The organism is Prevotella sp. 10(H) (assembly GCF_000711235.1).
GTDB lineage: Bacteria > Bacteroidota > Bacteroidia > Bacteroidales > Dysgonomonadaceae > Dysgonomonas.
In genome coordinates this window covers 352,450-373,475 of the sequence record NZ_JOMI01000003.1, presented here as the reverse complement: position 1 = coordinate 373,475, position 21,026 = coordinate 352,450, and the positions used below count along the sequence as shown (strand labels likewise).

Here is a 21,026-nt window from a genome sequence, read left to right as displayed (position 1 = left end):
AGTGAGATGCGCGCTTTCATCTGCTTTCAATTACTATGACGGAACAGGCTGAAAATTTGTTACAAGAAAAATGAAAAAATTTTTACAGGCTTATTTTTAATCTCTAAAACTGTCTCAATTATACATATATTAACCATATTTAGTTAAAAAGTAACGAAAGTAACGGAAAATCAATGAGCAAATAAGCAAATGTGCTGATGTGACAATGAAAAGTGAAAAGCAGTCACTCATGACTCATGTTTAATTACGTTTATTAACAATATATAGTTAAAAGGTAACAAAAGTAACGTTTATCAACGGACAATTGATAACGCAAAAACGAAAACTTGTAACTTGTAACTTCCCGAAGGGCAAAGTAACTTGTAACTAATATATCAAAGAGCTAAAAGCTATCAGCTAATGGCTAGAAGCTAAAACAATATAGATAAAAAACTGAAAAAGCCATGAGGCATTTATCTTGATGTGAATGATATAGCTTATCTTTGTATGAACCAATATCCGGAGAAAATGAAATATATCTATTTACTCATAAGCATTCTCTTTCTATTATCAGGTTGCAAGACGACATCTGGAAACGCATCGAAGCCTCGGGGTGAGGGTTGGTTTAATATAGCCGTTGCCGAAGATGTGGAAATATATACTGATACTTTGAGTATAAGGCATGAAGGGCCTATAGCATACGCACGCGAAAAAAGAGTTTATATATCTCCGGAAAGTAAAAAAATCTATGTAGATAAGATACGTGACGAATATATAAAATTAGGAAAGCCCGAAAAAGCGGACAAATGGAACGATTTCAGCTATTGCATATACAATTGCCTGTATGAATGTACTAATAAGAGATTTAGAATATTATCGGTAGAAGATTTCGATTCGGCAGGCAAAAGGATTGCTAAAACAACTCCGGCAAAAAATAATATCAAATGGCTGAATGTCGACAGTGAAACAGTTGGTGATTATACTTTCTTTTTCGTCTGCGATTACGGTCAATAACAGCAATAAAAAGAAAACCCGTATCTTTATATACAAATTTTAATCGAAGATGCTCGCTATCATCATATCATGGATTGCTATCTCAGTAGTTTTCCTATCGATGGGAGACGCACTTGTTTCCCTGTATAACAAACTTTGCAAGCAAGACGAACAATACGGACTTACCGATACATTCCTGCTTGGGATGTGCTTTACACTTATACCATTGTCAGTTTTTTCGTTTTGGTTGCCGTCCAACCATTATGTATTGCTGATCTTTATACTTTTCAGCATTATATATTGGGGAGTACGCAGAAATCATTTTAAGGATATTCTAAAAAATATAAAATCCGGATTCTCCCGTTTCTCTCTTTTCCAATCGTTACTTTTCATTATTCCCGTACTAGGATTAATGGTCGCCGTACTATGGCAGGTAGGAGTGTTCGACTCCCTACTCTATCACCAGCAAAATATACGCTGGAATGAAGAATTTTCAATTGTTCCCGGATTAGGAAATATAGAACATCGCTTCGGTTTCAATTCCAATTATCTGCTGCTGTCAGCAATATTTAGTTTTCGCTTTTTGTTTGGAGAAGCGGTTTACAGCCTACAAGTCTTAGTATTGGCAGTAATAATCTGCTGGACTATAAAAGAAATTATACAATCAGGATTTGAAATTAAACGGATGGCATTATTACTAATAGTAACAGGATATATATTTACATTCGGATATTCACTGGCTGCAACATCTACAGATGCCATTCCAAACCTGATATCGTTATACCTGATTGCCAAGCTCTTATTATACCCCGATAAAATCAGAAGAAAGCAATTATTCTACTTCCTTATTCCTGTTGTACTGGTAACATTTAAACTTACAATATTACCGCTTTGCCTAATTTCCTTATATATATTGATAACTATTATAAGGAAAAAAGAATATCGTGTAGTAACTTTTCTTATCCTGTCGTCTGCGACTATTTTAATATTGTGGTTCATCAGAAACGTCATCATATCCGGTTACCTCATTTTCCCTTTATATGAAATAGACCTGTTTTCGGTAGACTGGAAAGTGCCTCGCTATGTAGCTGTAGAAGAGCGTGATTTTATTCTATCATGCGGTATCCGAATACTTAATGATATATTAAGAGAAATAGCAAACCCCGAACTGAGCAGTTATTTCGGCATAAACCGATGGATTATGAACCTGATGTTTATAGCCCCTACCCTGCTCTCCCCTTTCGTTGTACTATACTGCCTGATCAGGAAGAAATATATCGACAAAACCGTTTATTTCGTATATCTATTGTTAATCGTAACTATAGGCATCTGGTATCTGAGCAGCCCCGATCCGCGATTTATAGGAGGAATACTATTTGCCGTTGTATTCTATATATTGTATCTGTTATTATATACACAGAAAGAAAAATATTTTCCTAAAGCAGGAATTATATATCTTTCGGGATTTGCCCTGTTGATGGGATATTGGGCAGTGAGCCGCTCTGTGAAGTTCTATAATATGTTCGATCTGGGAACACCTAAGGCAGACAGCAGGCCTGTATCGGATATCCTAGTAAAACAATACCCATACAGGGAATTACTGAAATCGCTGACATTATATAAAGACGAATTTCATCCTTATAAACTGGATAACGGCGATACTATTTACATCAGTAAATCACCGGAAATACCCGATGGCCGGTTTGTCTGTTTCGAAAGTCCGTTTCCCGGCACTGTCCTGAAAGCCGATGAACCCGGAAAGTATCAGGATATAAGCACTGTAACTACGCGGGGTGAAAGCCTCCAGGAGGGATTCAGACCGAAATAAATTATTCTACCTTCTTCCCGAAAGGGAACAGGGCAAGATGTATTAATTTGAAATGCTGCTTTCCGAAAGGGATACCTATTATAGTTATACAGAAGATAACACCCCAAAACAGGTGGGTAAGCGCGATCCAGAATCCGCCGATAATAATCCAGATTATATTCATCACCAGACTAAGGCAGCCGTTAGACTTCTCGTCCTCGACCACTTTACTTCCAAACGGCCATAATGCAAGGATACCCATTTTAAAAGACTGGATGCCGAAAGGGATACCTATTATAGTGATCATCATAAGAAAGCCTGCAATAAAATATTCCAGTGCTATCATGAAACCTCCGAAAATTACCCAGATTATATTACCCAACGTTTTCATACCTATAGTTTTATTGTGTTATTTATTTTTACCGGATATTGCTCCACATGAATATCCTGAACAAATATAGCAGGAAAAAGAATATCTTTATTGTGTAATGCAGATTTTTTAATGACTGAAGTACCGAATCGAAAATAATTTCTTATTTTGCACTAAATACGCAATTTGCATGAACAGAAAGGTTAGTATCGCAATCTTATTCATTTTAGGAATTTGTATCTACAGCTGTACTCCATACGACAGTGATCGTGTGAATACAGGGTTGATACAGGGCAAATGGGTGTTAGCCGATGCCGAAAGAACTGTGATGTATGATACTGTAAATGTAGATTATAACAAAGAGCTTACTTTCCTTATCTTCGAGGGTAACAAGTGTTCGCAGCATATGTCCGACATTAAGGATACAATAGATTTTACTTTCGTCATCCGCAATTATGAGCTAAGGCTTTATAAGGATGATAAGCCATTCCGCAAACTGGATATCGATCTTCTTTCAGCCGATTCGCTGATCCTTTCTGTAACAGATAATATATGGATATATAAAAAAGCAGGGCAATAAGTTTTATTTGCCCTGCTTTGTTTTATATTGAATGATATTAATTCCTGCGTTGTGTAAGGTGATGCTCTACTTGCACTACAATCGATATATCATTATTATAACGGTCCCACTTCTTGTCTATAAATTTATTTACTCCGTTTTCAGTTTTCCAGGATGTAACCCACATATTAAAATCTGCAAGTTTTCCACTATCTTCAAAAAAGAAATAAATTACATCATCGAATATCATTAATTCGTAAGTCTCTTCGCCTCTCTCGTTAGTGTCCGGATACAAAGAAGAAATCTTACACATTTTCTGATTATCACTTCTTGTATAAAATTCATATGTGGTCTCAGACTTTACTAAGGCTTTATCAATTATTTCTGATTCATACGAATAGTAACTACCATTACGGTAATATGCCCCCCCTATTACATCCCATGGCGCCTTCGACATTTCAGCAAAATCGATCATCACCTTTGCAGGCGAAGCATCCGAAAAGGTGGGCGCAATAGCCGTATTACGGTGTGCACGCGTGTCTATTATTTCGTATTTATAACCGCTTCCTGCTGTAGTACCGTAATATATATCATCGGTCTTTAATATTCCTTTATCCGGTTCCAGCCGTCGTATAACATGCTTGGTAGTACTATCTGCCGGAACGCCGTTTTTCGCCAAGATTCTGAAATAGACAGTATCTTTAAGGGCACTGTATGTTCCTTCATCATTTACGTTGCCTACAACATTAAAGCTTTTGTATTTGTACTTGCCGTCTTCTTCGTAAAATTGAGTCCTGTATCCGTCATAATCCGTTAGTCTCAGTCCGGGAAATACCTTTTTGTCGCCATTCTGATACATAAAATATATTTCCTTCATATAGTAATATGTCTCCCACGTACCGAGCAAATCGGCAGATGTGGCCACTATAGGTGGTGCAGGAGGTGGAACAACGGGTGGTTGAGGTTCATCCGAATTGTTTACGCAACCAGACAAAACCAAAGCCATAAGTGATAAAATATATAGGATTTTTTTCATTGTATTGTAGTAATGAACCATTGTGTATTATTGATATACAAAGATATGAATTATTGAATCAAAAATTGCCTGAACAACCTCTTTTTTACTTATATACAGGGTTTAGCCCTCATTTTTAACAGTATTACTAATCTAAGAAACGAAATCAGGCAGGAATTATTATATGAATTATGTTATTTCTTTAGCAGCATCTTGTATTCACGGCCGTTATCAGAAACAAGAACAAACATCTCACTCTCGGTTAAATTAAGTATCTTAAACTGCATTTTTTCGGGCTTCTGCCTTTCCGATTTGTCCATCAGGTAATTGTTGTAGAAGATAGAAATAATATCCCCCTGCACTTCGTACCAGCCTGCAACATTAAATAATATGACCCCCTCTGCAGCCTCACCTTTATGGTAAATCATATTATCTTTGAATATGTATGTATCGGCATATTCTCCGGCCATTTTTACATTATCGCCTTCTATCCGCTTTTCTTCGATCCATCTACCTACAATATCTTCTTTCTTAATGGAAGTATCATTCTGGGATTTAAGTATCGGAAGAATGCTGAATAAAAGAAGAGTGATTATTATATATTTTTTCATCTGCTCCACGTTTTTATTATATAACAAATATACAAATAAGTTGTTGATATCTAACATAAAAACTAAGATGTATATCTAAAGCGATATACACCCTTAGTCTGATTCACTAAACCTTTTTTTACCTAAACCTTATTACTTGTATCTATTATTTTCTATCTTCTGCTGCTTCGTCCCGATCCGGTATTCGATGCCATCCTCAGATTGCTTTTCTCGGATGAAGAACGTACAGTCCTGCTACTGCTTTCTCGTTTGTTTTCGCGACTTGTAGACGGGCGGCTTTTTACATTGTCCTTTCTGTCTGGACGGTTGTTTTTATTGCTATAGTCAGGCCGTTTGTTATCCCTGCTCTTATTCGCGTTATATTCTTTACGATGATCTTTGTCTTTCTTATTGTTATAACTCGGACGCCCGCTGTTATATTTGTGATCGTCTCTGTGATTGTTTTTCTTGTTTCCCGAATACCATGCTACCCTGTTGTTGCGGCTGCTATGGTACCTGTGATCGCGGCTGTCGCGGATTACGATCTGGTTACGGTGTCCTCTGTACCTTGCATAATCTCTGTAGTGGTTGTGATGATAACGCCATGGTTCGTGCACATTCAATACTACTTTATACATTCCGTAAAGGTCGTAATTGCGGTAAGAATAAGGCAGATAACGAGCCGATATCCATCTTCCCCTGTTCTGATAATAGAACATTCCTACATTTACGTCGTAATAACAGTCTATATCAGGAAAATAATAATATCCTACATAATCATATCCTACGGGACCCCATGCGGGCTGACGCCCTATATTGATGCTTATATTTACGTTTTGAGCTTCGGCAGTGTTGTAAAGTGAAGCAGCACCTATAAATAATGCGAATGCCAATAATAACTTTTTCATAACTTTTAGTATTAAAGGTGAATACTAATTTTCATCTCTTTGTATCTTTGATATAATAATGACGTGAAGGATTAATCAGTGTTAATTTGTTTAACTTTAATTAACCGACTGATAAAAAATATCCTAATTTTAGCAAGAATGGATAACTTTATTTATTACACAAATCCTTTCATTTGTATTAGTATTAATTATTAAAAAAGCTATTATGGATCAAAAATTTTGTCAGAGTTGCGGTATGCCGCTAAATGTTAGTGAAGATTTCGGTACAAATGCAGACCAGAGTAAAAACGAAGAATATTGCACATATTGTTTTGCCAACGGTAACTTTACCGAAGATGTTACAATGGATGAAATGATCGACCATTGTGTACAATATCTGGACGATTTTAATAAAGATACCGAACAGGCACTCACTAAAGAGCAGGCCATAGAACAGATGAAACAGTACTTCCCCACCCTGAAACGCTGGGCGCAGGCATAACCGTGAATGAAAGAGAATACGAGAAACGAATACGAAAAGGCCGTCAACAGGGTGATCGATTATATCAATCATCACCTGTTCGACGCTCCTGATATAAAGCATCTGGCTGGGATTGCCAACATATCCGAATATCATTTCCACCGCATATTCAAAACTGTTATCGGGGAAAACATCGGAGAATATATCAATCGCCTGAGGCTCGAATACATTGCCGAATATCTGCAAACTACCCGTTTCAGTCTGGATGAGATAGCTGCCAAAACCGGATATGGTACAAAATATGCTTTATCGAAAGCTTTCAAAAAGCATTTCGGCGTTTCTCCATCTGCTTATCGCTCACAGGATAAAGACCCGTTCAATTTTTTTGGAAGGAACGAACGTAAAATTATGGAACTGGCTCCCGAAATGCGGGAAGTCCCACCCAAAAAAGTTGTTTATATCCGTATTATCGACTGGTACGGTTCTCCCGATTCATACCGCGCAGCATGGAAAAAACTTGGACAGTTTGCCAAAAAGAATAGTTTGGTAGACAAAACCACAGAATTTATAGGTCTGAGCTTTGATAACCCGACCATCACCGCTCCCGAAAATTGCCGGTTCTATGCCTGCATCACTACAAGCAAGGAAGTTAAGCCGACCGGACCATTCGGCATACTGAATATCGGAGGCGGATTGTATGCTGTCTTCACACTCAAAGGCCCATACGACGGTTTGCTGGATATGTTTTACAATATCTTTTTCCGGTGGCTCCCCGAAAGCGGATACAAGCTGAGAAACGGCGGCAGTTTCGAAAAATATCTCAATAATCCGGATCATGTATCACCGGACGAGTTGCTTACGGAAATCTATGTTCCTGTAGCAAAACGTAACAGGAAAGAATTAAAAAACGAAGCCTGATGCAGTATATCGAAGCTAAAAGCATTTTATCGAAATTGCAGGGTAATGATACCATGTTCGGGCTCACCTATAACATGAATCTCTACCGTGGATGCCAGCACGGCTGCATCTACTGCGATACCCGCAGCGAATGTTATGGCGTTGGTGATATTTCGCAGATATCGGTTAAGAAGAATGCGATCGAACTGCTGGTAAAGGAAATCAAAAGTAAACGCCTGCGAGGCACAATAGGAACAGGTTCGATGAACGATCCTTATATGCCTGTCGAAAAAGAACTGGAAATGACAAGAAAGGCAATGAAAGTTATTGCCGATACAAGATTTCCCGTTCATGTCATTACAAAAAGCGACTTGGTATTAAGGGATATAGATTTATTGCAGGAAATCAGTAAAGTATATGCAGCGGTAAGTATCACTATTACTACGGCTGACGATATTCTTGCTAAAAAGTTGGAACCTAACGCATCTTCGACTTCCGCCCGCTTTAAGGCTATAGAAACACTGGCTAAGAACGGCATATATACCGGTGTCACGCTCATGCCTTTATTGCCATTCATCAACGATACGAAAGAGAACATCCGATCGATAGTAGAGATGGCATCCGATGCCGGAGCATCGTATATTATACCTATGTTGGGAGTAACGCTGCGTAAAGGCTCGCGCGACTATCTCTATCAATCTTTCGACAAATACTTTCCCGAAATGAGAAACCGTTATGAGAAAATGTTTGGAGAGCAATATATCTGTAACAACACCAATTACAATGAGTTGAGGGCAGAATTTCTTCAAACGGCCGGACGACTAGGTATGCCGGGAAAAATGAAATTTTATACACCACAAACAGGAAAACAGTTATCTTTGTTTTAAAGACTAAGAATACAAACTATGGACATAATTACACTTACAAAAGAAAATATAGCTACCGAACATATATGTTGCTCGATGAGCAGTAAATCTACCGAAGTCGGGGTGAATGCTAAAAAAGAATGGTTAAGCTGCCGTATGCAGGAAGGCTTAAGGTTCAAAAAGCTGGATGCAAGAGGAAAAGTATTTATCGAATACCTGCCTGCTGAGAATGCATGGGTGCCTGTAGAGGCCAACGGCTATATGCTGATTAACTGCTTTTGGGTATCAGGTTCTTTCAAAGAACATGGCTATGGCAAACAACTGCTTGCCGAATGTGAGGCTGATGCTAGACAGAACGGCTTTAAAGGTGTAACGTTAATTGCGGGACAAAAGAAGAAACCTTTTCTTTCCGATAAGGCATTTATGCTGCGGCAAGGCTATGAAGTCTGCGATAACTGCCCTCCGTATTTCGAATTATTGGTTAAACGCTTCGACAATATTGCGCCTCTATCCCGCTTCAAAGAGTCGGCCAAAAAGGGAATGGGCGAAGGTATAAAAGGTATCGATATTTTTTATACAGCACAGTGCCCGTTTACAGTTCCCTATACAAAATTATTAGAACCCGTCATTTTGGAATCGGAATATCCTGTCAGACTTCACCATATAACGACAAAGGAAATGGCGCAGGCACACGTCGCTCCCATTACCACCTATACTGTATTTATAGACGGCAAATATTATTCGAATGAGATATTAACTCCTGATAAATTAAAAAAGCTGATTGCAGAGAAGAATAACAGGCACTTATAATTCTTCAAATTCACGGGCATAATATACAATACCTTTTACTCCGGCGAGGCTATTTTCCTGCAATTCTACACCCATAAAGGCATCGGACGGCACATCGAACGGAAGCTTTATTTCCCATTTATTGGCAGGCAGGAATCCGAAACGGGGATAATAATGCGCATGCCCTAACACAAATACAGATTGATATCCAAGATCTTTCGCCTTCTGCAAGCCATGTCTTACCAATCTGCTGCCTATCCCTTTATTTTGCAGATCCGGTTGTACAGATACAGGGGCAAGGATCAGACTCTCGATAATTCTGCTGTCATCCATAATATTTACCTTAGTAAAAAGTATATGCCCGACAACTTTTTTGCCGATAACAGCCACGAGCGAAAGTTCAGGTATAAAAGCATCGCTCGCTCGTAACCGATCGGCTAGTCGTGCCTCATCTTTTCGTTTAAATGCTTTCAGATTGATATCATATACCGCAGGAAAGTCGTTTGCTTCCTCTTGTCGAATTTCGACTTCTAAATTTTCATTCATGGTAACAAGAGATTATGGGTTGTCTAAAGGTAACAATTTATTAATAAAAAAGGAAAAGTAAGGATTAAAAACAGGTATTTTAATTATAATTTCCAATCATACTCAAACAGGTTAACTATAGTGAAATTTAGTTAATATAGATAAAATATTGACTTTTTTTTATATATTCGCGTATCACACGCAAAACATGGAGTTCAGAGACCATACACAAACGAGGCGGACCCGAAAAGCCATATGAGTAGGAACCTAACATAAAACACATAAAATTAATATGGAGTGGTTTTTAAAAGTAGTAAAAGAACACTACGCCGATTTTAACGGAAGGGCACGGCGTAAAGAGTTCTGGATGTTCTATCTGGTTGCATTAGGCGTTATCATCGCTGTGGAGATTCTTGCAATTATTATGTCTGCGATTTCTTCAATTCTGGGTGTTATATTTTTTATTATACTCGGACTTCTGGCACTTGCACTTATTGTTCCAATGTTCTCGGCAGGTATCAGGAGAATGCACGATGTAGGTAAAAGCGGATGGTATCTGCTTATCCCTATTTACAGTCTGATATTAGCTATCACTGAAGGCGAAAAAGGTGACAACCAATACGGTCCCGATCCTAAAGCCTGAGATTGCTGATTAAAAAAAAGAATATCATAAAATAAGCTGGAAGTGAGATTTCCAGCTTATTTTTTAGGTACCGTTTAGTTTTACATATAGCCTATTTCACAATAGTCATCTTTACGTATGGATATACACTGGGTCCTTTCCGATTTCCTTTTTTATTCAAACTTATATCTTAAACCCGCACTGATACCGAATACGGATTGTTTTTCTGTCCTTATACTAATCGGCTGATTATTGTCGAAGTAATAAGAGAATCGCGGCTCGAAGTACAAACCCCAACTGTTATAAAACATGTAGGATGCTCCTACCGATGCATTCAAAGACCATTGCAGGCCGTCGACGCTTCCCTTATTATATACCTCAGACGAATTATTATTCTTATCATGTATATACTGGGTATATTTAAACCGTAATCCCTTTTCCATCATAACACCGCCCGAAACATATATATTCCATCGGTCATCATTCCACAGATAACCCACCACATTTACTGGTATCCCCAGATAGTGTATTTCCTGACGGGCACTGTAATAGTCATTTGTTGCCTTTTTCGATTTCGATGAAAGGTAGGTATACGTTATCCCCGTTTCTATACCGAGATACTTATTGAAATCTTTACGCACACTAGCTCCGAAAGATAACGGCAACGCATGATCGATATCCGAAAAATCATCGGTCATCATATCGTTTTTCAACGGAGAATCTGCACTTGCAGCCTGCTCAGGATCTACCGGTGAATTACTAGCATAAGCTTTCAGCGTGTTCAGCCGACCGTTGTTATTAACAGTAGACGCTCCGCCCCCCGATGAAATAGATGCTGCCAAAAGCCACTTATTATCATTACTTTCCTTTTTTCCTAAAAGTAATCGCGGAGCATCTTTTTTCCTTTCTTTCACAATATTTTTTGGAGTTTGGCTAATAGGCTGAGAATCTTTCTTTTCTTCTACTTCAGCCAGTTTTACTGTATTATCCGACTCTGCTGTTTGTATAATTTCTTCTACTTTCTCTTCAATCTGAGTGACGCTCTCTGTGTCTATATCTACAGGAGTTGTGCTTAATAGATCAGATTGATTCGATTCCTCATTTTGTGTCCTGCCTTTCTTACTATCTGTTTTAGCATATGCCCGTAAATTATTGTCGACAGCTTTAATGTTTTCGATAACAGGCTCAACAACTTTTTCCGGTACTATGGCGCTTCCTGCGTTAAAATTCTGTCCGGCAGCGATCAGGTTGAAAGGGGGCTCATCATTTTTGGGTATAGAGAGTAGTAAAATCACGATGACAGCTATTGCTGCTGCAGAGCCCCCGATCCACCAGACATATTTCTTTTGCTTTGGCTTCATCTGAAGCTCAATAGCGTCCCAGCAATCTGCGTCGACAGGCATCCTATAATCTTCAAGTTTCTGCCTTACCAACTTACTGAAATCGTCAGGTTGTTCGTTATATTTTCTCTTGTCTGACATTTTCATGCATTAATAAAGATTCGACACTCTTTTGTAAAACTTTCCGCGCACGTATAAACTGCGAGCGCGAGGTGCTTTCTTTTATATTCAACATTTCAGCTATTTCTGCATGTGTATATCCTTCTATGGCGAAGAGATTAAACACTGTACGGTAACCATCCGGCAACTGCGCTATACAGGCCATCAGCTCATCGGCCGAAATATGATCTAAAGCCGAAACTCCGGTATTTTCCATCGCATCGTTATAGTCGTCAATGTTTACACTCATCTTAAGTGCATCATTGCGTCTGAGGTGCTCGAGTGCAGTGGTTACGAAAACCCTGCGCATCCAACCTCCGAGCGAGCCGGTTTCGGCATATGTATCTATTTTTGTGAACACTTTTATAAACCCGTCCTGAAGTATATCCTTAGCCGTTTCCCGGTCATTTGTATAGCGCATGCAGATACCCATCATGACTGGAGCATGTAACTCGTACAGTTGCTTCCGAGCCCAAGATTCGCCACGTTTACACCCCGCTATTAATAACTGTTCGTTCATCGGCTAACTATACTCTCTATTTACATTGATGCAATGTTCTACCAAAAAGTTGCATTACGATTTAATTGTTTTTATATCGGGCATTTCCCGTTTTGTAGATTAACGCAGACTAAAGGTAATATATTTTCCCGACAAGTAAATAAACAGAATGTGACGGCAATACTAATCCCGTATTCCATCCGCTAAAATAAGGTGATAGATACGCTTTTAGGTTTGTGATCAGGACACAATATTATTTTATCTCCTTGTAGTATTCATACATTTTCGTTCCCATATATTCAAATGCAGCAGCATCGAAATGCATGCGGTCACCGATATGTGTATAATGACCTGCCATGCTGACTGTTTTCAAATAGGGGTCGGATTCGTTCATTTGGAAAAATAAAGAATTCAGTGTAAGTGAATTTTTACTGAAAGGCAACACTTCTGCATTGATAACAGGTATAGTTTCACTTCCCGCAATCCCCCTTATGTACGTTATAAGGTTTTTAAAATTCACTTCATAATCGACCAGACGTTCATTCACGTAAGCATCCGTTTCTCCCTGATGATAAAGTATTGCTATGATTTTCAATTGCGTATTATGTTTTTGAGCAAAATCTTTTGCGTCCTGCAACTTCTGCGCCAGCTCGATCGCCAATTTTCTTTCACCGTCAGGTATCAGTTCAGTCTTAGGCTGCCAGCGGCCAATTTCCCTGTGTCCTTTTTCCGATATCGGAGCGCCATTCATAGCATGCTTTATACAGAGCAATTTATCGTTATTATCGTTTAAGAAAGCCTTGGCAAAAAATACATCGAATGCAAATTTCGTATCTGCATTATTCCCGGAACCTACATTTACACCGAGCTGATATGTTTGAAACTGTTTCAGAACAGGATTCCACATGCCATAGTTCTCAAGTCTGTACTTGGAATCGGCCAGCCATTGAGGAGCCGATGAGATAGGAGCCCAGCCCTCGGCATTACTCTGCCCTACAACCAATATTGCCGGCATTACACCTCCCGGCACATATTTATTAGTCTGAACATCGTCGTCTGAGCACGACATTAATAAAAAAACGGCACATAAGTATAGTGCAGTAAGATGTAAAGTTTTTATTTTCATATTAAAATATACAGATTTAGTCTTCTTTTATTCTGCGGAGTCTCATAAGCACTTTATCAGTATCGTCCTTATCCATCACTGTCAGCATATCTTCCTTTATAATAAATTTACATTCCCGTTGTTTACCGTACCTGTCCGTTACTTTAATGTAGTCTCCGTTGACTTTATATATACCTAAACATTCGCTTTTCACTGTTCCCTGACTCGATTTTACTTCCATATATACGGTATCATATTCGAACAATATTTCAGGGCTGACGATCGTATCATCAGGCATCCTGATAAACGTATCGTCCGATTCTTCAATTACAATAGCCCACCGCCCCATGATGTTACTACGTTCACCACAGGCCATTAGCGCTAATATACACAGGCAGCACAATATAAGCTGTTTCATTTTTAGTTGTTTAGAAAAACGTTGCAATATATAAAAAATATCGGTCATTTTGTCATATTTTTTCTTAGATTTGTAAAGTACCTAATCTTTGCCCCATGAATATTAAGAATGTACCTGCCTTGATTATTGTTTTCCTAATAGGAATAAACCTGAATGCCCAAAAATCAGATGAAAAAGTAGGTGAGTTGTTAAATAAAGGGGATTATATCGAATTGAACAAGATTTACTCTTCCGTAAAAGAAGAACTGAGCCCCCCATTAAAAGCAATTGTAGATGTTGTTTTAAATTCTTCTATGAACCGCCCTGAAATGGCGCTCGAAAATATAGATTATTTGTTTCAGAATTTTCAACAGGAGATTGGCTTTGAGAATGTGCAAGGCTTTTTTCTACGCCGCTGCGCCTTACTGGCACAACAAGGTAACTACAAACAGGCAACAGCGGATTTGGAAGGTTTTATGAATGATGTGGGGCAACATATGGATAAGAACATGCTGAATGAGTTCAAAAGTTTTCACAGGTTGTATAATGAAATGAAAGATATTGCCCCTACCCAATTAATACGACCTGATACTGATTGCGAAATACCGATACGGATAGATTCTTTATCTGTGGGCGGGCAAATGATGTATGTACCTGTTACAATAAACGGACAGGAAAGTTCGTTTATATTCGACACGGGATGCCCCGGAGGATTTCTGCTTTCGGAGCGTTTCGCAGCTAATATCAATTACAGGATAATCGCTGATTCAATACCTGTGCATGGAGTAGGAACCGGCTATGGTAAAAATATACTGATAGACAGCATGCAGGTAGGAAACATGGTTTATAGAAATGTTACAGGATTAGTTGTTCCGCCTAATCCGGCTGTAGATTCGGTGTTCCAGGTCGATGCTGTTTTAGGTTCAGGGATAATGAAAGCAGCGGGAGAATTCCGGATATATCCCAAAGAAAGGAGAATCGTTTTTCCTATAAGACAAACTCCTCTGCCGTCTACGGGAAGCAATATAATGCTAATATCCGAGCATCCCTATGTGGAAGCATTTTCGGACGGAGAAAGGCTTATCATGCATTTCGATATAGGTAATTCGTCAGCATTGTTACACTATATATATTATCAAAAACATAAAGAGAAGATAGAAAAGGAAGGAAAGAAGGAGTCAAAGTTGTCCGGCGGCTTTGGAGGTGTAATGACAAAAGATATATACCGCCTGCCTGTTTTCCCGATAAAGGTAGGTAATAAACAGGCCGAACTTAAAAATCTTGAAGTAAACATCGATGCTGTATACGCCAAACAAGGTATTGAAGAGGGCGCACTGGGAATGGGCTTTATTACACTGTTTGATAAAGTAGTTGTAAATTATTCAAAAATGTTTGTCGAAGTAGAATGATATAAGAATATGAAAAAGCTATTATTATTTGTAATATTATTTCTTTTAGCCGTCTATGGGTTGGCGCAGGAAGGTCATAAGCTTAATCTGGATATAGATGCATCTTTTAATCTGAATTATGCATTCAGCAATAAAGATGGGATAAAAGACCCTGTAGCTGTAGGCGCAAGCTTAGGGTATGAGTATGATGTAAATATGTTTTTCGGTATCGAAGCCGGTTTCCGTGGGGGAGGCTTTAATCAGGGCATCCGATATTATGACCCAAATTTCGGACTCGACCCGATGGGTGATCCTCAAAGCTTTACAAAAACTACTTATAAGGGTACATATTGGGCTCCGTACATTGCACCAAAGCTATATCTGCCTATCGGCTATGATGACAAAAAAGACAGGGCGAGATACGTATTCATTGAAAACCGATTGTCCTATATGCGCATCAATCTGAATAAAGCTGAAGGTATGACAGGCAATGCACATAAATATCGCCTGACATACGAAATCCGTGCCGGATACCAATTCCCGATAGATGATCGCTGGGCGATGAGCTGCTGGCTGGGATACAATACTTTCGACTTCTCGAAGGTCAAGCCTGAGGTTGTTCAACACAAAAACTCAACACCTATACAGGTTGGGATAGGCTTTAATTACATTATAAAGCAATAGTTTCAATACAATAATTTTGTAAGTTTGTTGCTATTGGCTGGGCAATTAAGTATAATTAGGAGTCCGGACATATAATTATTCAGGATTTTTGTTTATCTATACATAGGGAAAGGGATACCGGCATAAATCGTAGAATAATCTGTTGTTTTATTATAAAGTGTTATCTTTGCCCCACTTTTAAATTTTAAAGCATACCCAGATGACTAAGACAGCAATTATAATAGGAAGTTCAGGACTCACAGGCTCACAACTACTGAAGACGTTGCTCACGAGCAATGTGTATGAAAAGGTTATTACTTTTGTCCGCAAAAGCACCAAGATATCACATCCGAGGCTGGTACAGTATGTTGTGGATTTTGATAATCCCGAATCGTATGAAAACCTTATAGAGGGCAATGACATGTTCTGCTGCATGGGAACTACAATAAAAAAGGCCGGATCGGAAGAAGCATTCGAAAAAGTCGATTTGGAATATCCGGTACAATTTGCCCGCGCCGCTGCCAGTAAAGGGATAAAGCAATATTCTATTATATCATCTATCGGCGCCAATTCTAAATCAGGTAACTTCTATCTCAGAACCAAGGGTCGCGTCGAGGAAGAGCTTAGGCAACTGCCTTTCCAATCGATATCCATATTCCGCCCGTCACTACTACTGGGCAACAGAAAGGAATTCAGGCTGGGTGAAAAGATCAGCGAGTTTGCAATGAAAATATTCAGAGTATTCTTCATTGGTAAACTCAAAAGATACAGGGCTATCAGTGTAAAGAAAGTAGCTAATGCGATGTTTAGCATAGCCCAACAAAATACGGTAGGTTTTCATATTTATGAATCGGATGAGATAGAGGAGATAGCTGCAGCGGGGAATTAATTGACAGAAAAGTATTTTTTATTAAAGAAGAAATTTATACCTTTATAAGAGATTATAGGATAATGGTTTATAAATGCTCCCATTATGAAAACATTACTTGATATAATAAATAGAGTACCTCTTTCTCTTGTATTGTGCTATCTATTCCTATATTTTCTTTTAGGATGTGAGAGTACTACTATGAAAATAATGACAATATTTACTGTATTTGCGATAGTTCTCTCTCTTTTCAAACAAGAGGAGATAGATAATAAAAAGGAGAAGTTATAGTATATTGAAGATAATTATTTTATAAATCCGCATGTTATGAAAAAATTACTTAATAAATTTCCTATTGCTTTACTCTCATCTGCTTTAGTATTAGGAATCCTTCTACATTTTCAAGGTACATTTTTTTATGTATATACTGGTATAGTTGTTTTGGTATCCATTTTGAGTTTTTTAAAAAAAGCCACATCCAGCAATTCTACTGAAAAAAATAATAAATAAATAAGGCATTAATATAGGAAATTATTTGAATAGTTTATTTCAATTCAGTCCTTTACTCCAGAAATCAATGCTATTGACTGATATGGCAATGTTTATGAAAATCTTTTCTTTTTCTGGTTCAGAAATATCTGTGCTATTTTCTATCACATCTATGTAACGGTTTGCGATTGAGATAACATCATCGATATTCTCTGCAGTTTCCATTAAAACATCGTAATACAGTTGAAAAACATCTTTTTCGTTAACGGTAAAATTATCCATTCTCTCAATAAACTGCTGTCTATTAAATATACCGTTTTCACAAGATTGTGATACAAAGTTTTTCAAAGCGACGAAATCATTTGCTAATGTTTCAGATTGTAAAAGTAAGCGTTCATATTCCATATATTCTACTGTAGCAAATGCTTCGTTTCCCGAATATGTATCACCTCCACATTCATCATCATTTCCACCTGGTGGATCTGATTCTTCGGGGTCTGATCGTAGAGCTACAGGTGGTAAATCAACATTAGGGAAAGTTATCTCTTTCTTCATTATTTCATTGTGCATCGTTCCCAGTGAATTTAAAAATTTATATCTATCTGGGAAATTCAGTACAATTTTCACATCTGTTTTAGGTTTGTCTAGATTATCAAAATGTGTGTATATGGCTTCCATTGTAACAGGTTCTGTAACCTGACTATCGGGTAAGGCATCGTGTGCCGCAAAAGACGCTCCGGCACCACATAGAACCCCTGCAACACTTAATACTACTACCGCACCGGTACCGCCTGTTGCAACTCCAATAATAGCAGCAGCTTCTTTAGTAATTACAACTGCAGTAGCTGCTCCTACTGCATCTGCTGAGGCTACAATTACACCATTTTTGAATTTTCTCCACCAACTGCTTTTTAAAGCAGGTGGTTGTAAACAAAATAATTGAATCATTAAAAGCTTTTAATTCTCTTATAGTTTTTGATTTTGAAATAGGTTCATTTTTTGCAGAATCATTTCCCTTTTCAATATCCAAATCAGAATTTGAACAAGTTGAAAAACACATCAAAAAAATACCAATCAATGATAACTTTATTAATTTTTTCATTTTGCATGTTTTTAATAGTAAATAATGTTTTAGATTGAGAATTGATTAACTTCCTTTATTAATGCCTATATTGTGTTTTCGCCAAGATTATTAAAAAAGCATAATAGTTAAACACATAATTACGATATATAGTTTAGTTATTAATATAAATACATTATCAATAATTGCATACAACAGGCATTCACCAGATGAGTTCTATAATTTTATTTATTTTATGTATTTTCCGAAAGGTATAAACACAAAAAAAGCGATCACTTCCTTATAGTAATCGCCTGATTTTCAGTTTGTACTCGGAGCGGGACTTGAACCCGCACAACCTAATGGTCACAAGATTTTAAGTCTTGCGTGTCTACCATTCCACCATCCGAGCAACATGAGCGAAAGACGGGATTCGAACCCGCGACCCCGACCTTGGCAAGGTCGTGCTCTACCAACTGAGCTACTTTCGCATTTTTATTGCTTAGGAACCTTCTGATGCCAACACTTTGACTGCTGTTCCCGTTTAGCGAGTGCAAATGTAAAAAATGTTTTTGCTTTCTGCAAGGTTTACTCCGTCAATTTTGACGTGTGATGTAAAAAATATCGGGATTACTGGTAGGAGCCACTATATACCGTTGCAGATGCAGATCTGACGATTCAGATACTACCCGTCCGTTTTCCATCAGATTGTAGATTCTGCCGCATTTCGAACACTTAGCTTTGCCGTCGCTGGTTGCAGATACCAAAACTGTTCGCAATGCTTCGCTGGGGCAACTAAGATCATACGCTAGTAGGTCGGGAGTATTAGTTGCATAAAAGCTATTTATAACCAATAATCCACCAAAACCGAGTGCTTCACCTTCCAGTAATGGGTGCTTCCCTCTTACATATTCTTTATAACCTCCGGGGGCACGGAGCTCATTATCTATCTTCAAATTTATTCTAAAATTTACGCGTTCTGCCGGAATAACATTTTTTTCCTCCTCCTTTCCACAAGAAGAGAATATAAAAAGTAAAAAAACTGTTATAACTATATATTTTATCTTTTCCATAATTATATAAACGTTTTTCAGATACTAATATTACTTCCTGTTCCGTTTTATTGTCTCCAAATTCCTTTTCAACCCACTGAACTTTGCCCTTTTCACCGCCGATCCTTTAAATATTTTTCTGTATTCTTCTTCGCTCAGGTTATCGAGTTTTTCAAATGATAAATTCAGAAAATCTTCAGACGGATTAAATTCTGATATACTATGAGGCTGGGCATAACGGTTCCACGGGCAAACCTGCTGACATATATCACAACCATAAAAACGGTTATCCATTGATGGGGCAATATTTTCGTCAATAGATCCTTTATTCTCTATAGTCTGATAGGATATGCATTTATTGGAATCCACAATCTTAGGACTTGTTATAGCCTTTGTCGGACATGTATCCACACAGCGTGTACAGCTTCCGCACGAAAGTGCTAAAGGCTCGTCATAGTCCAATTCGAGATTTATAATCAATTCTCCTAAAAAGAAGTATGATCCCTTTTTAGGAATGATGATTAATGAATTTTTCCCAATAAAGCCTATCCCTGCTTTAGCTGCCCAATAACGCTCCAACACTGGTGCAGTATCGACAAAACATCGTCCCTCTGTTGTCGGTTCAATTGACTTAATAAAATCGAAGAGTTGTTGAAGTTTTATTTTCAGAATATCATGGTAATCCTTTCCGTAAGCATAATAGGCAAACTGAGGATGATCTTGCGGCTGCTTTTTCTCCGGATAGTAATTCAATGCAACACTAACGACAGACTTCGCCCCTTCTACCAGCAAAACAGGGTCACACCGTTTATCTGCATTCCTCTGCATGTAATCCATATCGGCCTGATATGAATTCCTTATCCATTCTTCGTATGCATCACGGTTTTCATCTCCGACTTCTTCCGCTTTACAGATACCACAAGCGCCGAAGCCAAGACTATAAGCATATTCTTTTATCTGAACAGAAGTAATCAAAATACCCGAATCTATTTCTGACGCTTGTCTACCCTGCGGGCACCGAAATAATCGTACGCTGTAGGGTCAACATATATTTCTTCTTTTGTGCCTTTATTCCTGAAAACAACAAAATCATGGTCTTTGAACCAACCGTCTTTTGCATTCTTATGCATATTGTTGCCGAATAAGTAGAGCTTTCCCTTTTTAGGCTTTGCCTCCCACTCTCTTTCCATCCCGAAACGCTTTATCAGGTAATTCCCGACTGCAGATGTAAATGTTGCGTAGCCGACACAATTTGCACCTCTGTTCTCAAAGGACTTTACCGGATCACTATCGCCATAAAATGTCGAGAATTCCAAAGCATTTCCTGTTATATCTAAAGATAAATCGATGATAGTTTCTATATCGATATTGGCATCGAGTGATTCATCGTTCGGCAAACTCTGATTTATATAAGAAGATAGTTTATCGTCCTTTATTTCATAAGATTTACGGCCTCCGACATCTTCATATTTCACTGCCATACGATAAATACTGCCTTTGAGAAAGAAGAGCAGAATTGCTACAATGACAACAGAAACCGCAATCGTAAGAAAGGTCTTTTTCTTATCCTTTTTCATATGTATTTGCTGTTACACGTTTTATATTAGTCCGGCAAATATAATACAA

General features: G+C 38.1%; 25 protein-coding genes and 2 tRNA genes. 12 read left to right on the top strand and 15 right to left on the bottom strand.

Annotated features, from left to right (window positions below):
* The first annotated feature begins 507 nt into the window (after positions 1-507).
* Positions 508-993 (top strand): surface-adhesin E family protein, encoded by a 486-nt coding sequence (locus K348_RS0107090; RefSeq protein ID WP_029904267.1) that lies wholly within the window; start codon positions 508-510, stop codon positions 991-993.
* 49 nt (positions 994-1,042) lie between these two features.
* Positions 1,043-2,800, top strand: a complete 1,758-nt coding sequence (locus K348_RS0107085; protein ID WP_029904266.1) for a hypothetical protein — start codon at positions 1,043-1,045, stop codon at positions 2,798-2,800.
* 1 nt (position 2,801) lies between these two features.
* Here the strand turns inward: K348_RS0107085 and K348_RS0107080 are convergent, their stop codons facing one another.
* Complete coding sequence (locus K348_RS0107080) at positions 2,802-3,170, bottom strand: YccF domain-containing protein (RefSeq protein ID WP_029904265.1); 369 nt, start codon at positions 3,168-3,170, stop codon at positions 2,802-2,804.
* A 169-nt stretch (positions 3,171-3,339) separates the two neighbouring features.
* Here K348_RS0107080 and K348_RS0107075 point away from each other — a divergent pair, with 169 nt between their 5' ends.
* Positions 3,340-3,729: a hypothetical protein gene (locus K348_RS0107075; RefSeq protein ID WP_051697679.1), complete on the top strand. Its 390-nt coding sequence runs from the start codon at positions 3,340-3,342 to the stop codon at positions 3,727-3,729.
* A gap of 37 nt (positions 3,730-3,766) precedes the next feature.
* On the opposite strand, the gene K348_RS0107070 is transcribed toward K348_RS0107075, so the two are convergent.
* The 3 genes from K348_RS0107070 to K348_RS0107060 all read right to left on the bottom strand — a co-directional run bounded on the left by K348_RS0107070 (position 3,767) and on the right by K348_RS0107060 (position 6,221).
* On the bottom strand, positions 3,767-4,744 hold the full coding sequence (locus tag K348_RS0107070; protein ID WP_156032809.1) for a hypothetical protein: 978 nt from the start codon (positions 4,742-4,744) through the stop codon (positions 3,767-3,769).
* A 173-nt stretch (positions 4,745-4,917) separates the two neighbouring features.
* Complete coding sequence (locus K348_RS0107065) at positions 4,918-5,334, bottom strand: hypothetical protein (protein WP_156032807.1); 417 nt, start codon at positions 5,332-5,334, stop codon at positions 4,918-4,920.
* A gap of 152 nt (positions 5,335-5,486) precedes the next feature.
* Positions 5,487-6,221 carry a hypothetical protein gene (locus tag K348_RS0107060; RefSeq protein ID WP_029904261.1) on the bottom strand — a complete coding sequence of 245 codons (735 nt, stop codon included), beginning with the start codon at positions 6,219-6,221 and terminating at the stop codon, positions 5,487-5,489.
* 205 nt (positions 6,222-6,426) lie between these two features.
* On the opposite strand from K348_RS0107060, the gene K348_RS0107055 reads away from it, so the two are divergent.
* From K348_RS0107055 to K348_RS0107040, 4 genes are read left to right on the top strand one after another with little or no spacing between them, the layout of a single operon-like run.
* Positions 6,427-6,702 (top strand): zinc ribbon domain-containing protein, encoded by a 276-nt coding sequence (locus K348_RS0107055; protein WP_029904260.1) that lies wholly within the window; start codon positions 6,427-6,429, stop codon positions 6,700-6,702.
* A 6-nt stretch (positions 6,703-6,708) separates the two neighbouring features.
* Positions 6,709-7,599: a GyrI-like domain-containing protein gene (locus K348_RS0107050; protein ID WP_029904259.1), complete on the top strand. Its 891-nt coding sequence runs from the start codon at positions 6,709-6,711 to the stop codon at positions 7,597-7,599.
* Positions 7,599-8,465 (top strand): radical SAM protein, encoded by an 867-nt coding sequence (locus tag K348_RS0107045; RefSeq protein ID WP_029904258.1) that lies wholly within the window; start codon positions 7,599-7,601, stop codon positions 8,463-8,465. The genes K348_RS0107050 and K348_RS0107045 overlap by 1 nt, the downstream gene beginning before the upstream one ends.
* An 18-nt stretch (positions 8,466-8,483) precedes the next feature.
* Positions 8,484-9,254 (top strand): GNAT family N-acetyltransferase, encoded by a 771-nt coding sequence (locus K348_RS0107040; RefSeq protein WP_029904257.1) that lies wholly within the window; start codon positions 8,484-8,486, stop codon positions 9,252-9,254.
* On the opposite strand, the gene K348_RS0107035 is transcribed toward K348_RS0107040, so the two are convergent.
* Positions 9,249-9,779 (bottom strand): GNAT family N-acetyltransferase, encoded by a 531-nt coding sequence (locus tag K348_RS0107035; protein WP_029904256.1) that lies wholly within the window; start codon positions 9,777-9,779, stop codon positions 9,249-9,251. The two genes, K348_RS0107040 and K348_RS0107035, sit on opposite strands and share 6 nt — an antisense overlap.
* A gap of 271 nt (positions 9,780-10,050) precedes the next feature.
* Between K348_RS0107035 and K348_RS0107030 the strand changes: the two genes are divergently transcribed.
* The gene (locus tag K348_RS0107030) at positions 10,051-10,401 is read left to right on the top strand and encodes a DUF805 domain-containing protein (RefSeq protein WP_029904255.1); all 351 of its coding nucleotides are present in this window, start codon (positions 10,051-10,053) and stop codon (positions 10,399-10,401) included.
* A gap of 152 nt (positions 10,402-10,553) precedes the next feature.
* Here the strand turns inward: K348_RS0107030 and K348_RS0107025 are convergent, their stop codons facing one another.
* The 4 genes from K348_RS0107025 to K348_RS0107010 all read right to left on the bottom strand — a co-directional run bounded on the left by K348_RS0107025 (position 10,554) and on the right by K348_RS0107010 (position 13,901).
* On the bottom strand, positions 10,554-11,861 hold the full coding sequence (locus K348_RS0107025; RefSeq protein WP_197027634.1) for an outer membrane protein: 1,308 nt from the start codon (positions 11,859-11,861) through the stop codon (positions 10,554-10,556).
* Complete coding sequence (locus K348_RS0107020) at positions 11,839-12,399, bottom strand: RNA polymerase sigma factor (RefSeq protein WP_029904253.1); 561 nt, start codon at positions 12,397-12,399, stop codon at positions 11,839-11,841. Before K348_RS0107020 ends, K348_RS0107025 begins: the two co-directional genes overlap by 23 nt.
* A gap of 232 nt (positions 12,400-12,631) precedes the next feature.
* Entirely contained in the window at positions 12,632-13,504 is an 873-nt protein-coding gene (locus tag K348_RS0107015) for a sialate O-acetylesterase (RefSeq protein WP_081852532.1), read from the bottom strand.
* A 16-nt stretch (positions 13,505-13,520) separates the two neighbouring features.
* The gene (locus K348_RS0107010) at positions 13,521-13,901 is read right to left on the bottom strand and encodes a hypothetical protein (RefSeq protein WP_029904251.1); all 381 of its coding nucleotides are present in this window, start codon (positions 13,899-13,901) and stop codon (positions 13,521-13,523) included.
* Positions 13,902-13,996: 95 nt separating this feature from the next.
* Between K348_RS0107010 and K348_RS0107005 the strand changes: the two genes are divergently transcribed.
* The 4 genes from K348_RS0107005 (at position 13,997) to K348_RS0106980 (ending at position 17,309) form a co-directional block, all read left to right on the top strand.
* Positions 13,997-15,289, top strand: a complete 1,293-nt coding sequence (locus K348_RS0107005) for a retropepsin-like aspartic protease (RefSeq protein ID WP_029904250.1) — start codon at positions 13,997-13,999, stop codon at positions 15,287-15,289.
* A gap of 9 nt (positions 15,290-15,298) precedes the next feature.
* Entirely contained in the window at positions 15,299-15,952 is a 654-nt protein-coding gene (locus tag K348_RS0107000) for an outer membrane beta-barrel protein (protein ID WP_029904249.1), read from the top strand.
* Positions 15,953-16,151: 199 nt separating this feature from the next.
* Positions 16,152-16,820 carry an oxidoreductase gene (locus K348_RS0106995; RefSeq protein WP_029904248.1) on the top strand — a complete coding sequence of 223 codons (669 nt, stop codon included), beginning with the start codon at positions 16,152-16,154 and terminating at the stop codon, positions 16,818-16,820.
* A 306-nt stretch (positions 16,821-17,126) separates the two neighbouring features.
* The gene (locus tag K348_RS0106980; RefSeq protein WP_029904246.1) at positions 17,127-17,309 is read left to right on the top strand and encodes a hypothetical protein; all 183 of its coding nucleotides are present in this window, start codon (positions 17,127-17,129) and stop codon (positions 17,307-17,309) included.
* Positions 17,310-17,348: 39 nt separating this feature from the next.
* On the opposite strand, the gene K348_RS0106975 is transcribed toward K348_RS0106980, so the two are convergent.
* From K348_RS0106975 to K348_RS0106950, 6 genes are all read right to left on the bottom strand, one after another.
* Positions 17,349-18,236: a hypothetical protein gene (locus K348_RS0106975; RefSeq protein ID WP_029904245.1), complete on the bottom strand. Its 888-nt coding sequence runs from the start codon at positions 18,234-18,236 to the stop codon at positions 17,349-17,351.
* A 441-nt stretch (positions 18,237-18,677) separates the two neighbouring features.
* Positions 18,678-18,760, bottom strand: a tRNA-Leu gene (locus K348_RS0106970).
* Positions 18,761-18,766: 6 nt separating this feature from the next.
* Positions 18,767-18,839 (bottom strand) — tRNA-Gly (locus K348_RS0106965).
* Between the two features lie 105 nt (positions 18,840-18,944).
* Positions 18,945-19,421: a hypothetical protein gene (locus K348_RS0106960; RefSeq protein ID WP_029904244.1), complete on the bottom strand. Its 477-nt coding sequence runs from the start codon at positions 19,419-19,421 to the stop codon at positions 18,945-18,947.
* A gap of 30 nt (positions 19,422-19,451) precedes the next feature.
* The gene (gene queG / locus K348_RS0106955; protein ID WP_156032805.1) at positions 19,452-20,375 is read right to left on the bottom strand and encodes a tRNA epoxyqueuosine(34) reductase QueG; all 924 of its coding nucleotides are present in this window, start codon (positions 20,373-20,375) and stop codon (positions 19,452-19,454) included.
* 11 nt (positions 20,376-20,386) lie between these two features.
* Positions 20,387-20,977, bottom strand: a complete 591-nt coding sequence (locus K348_RS0106950) for a hypothetical protein (RefSeq protein WP_029904242.1) — start codon at positions 20,975-20,977, stop codon at positions 20,387-20,389.
* Between the last annotated feature and the right edge of the window lie 49 nt (positions 20,978-21,026).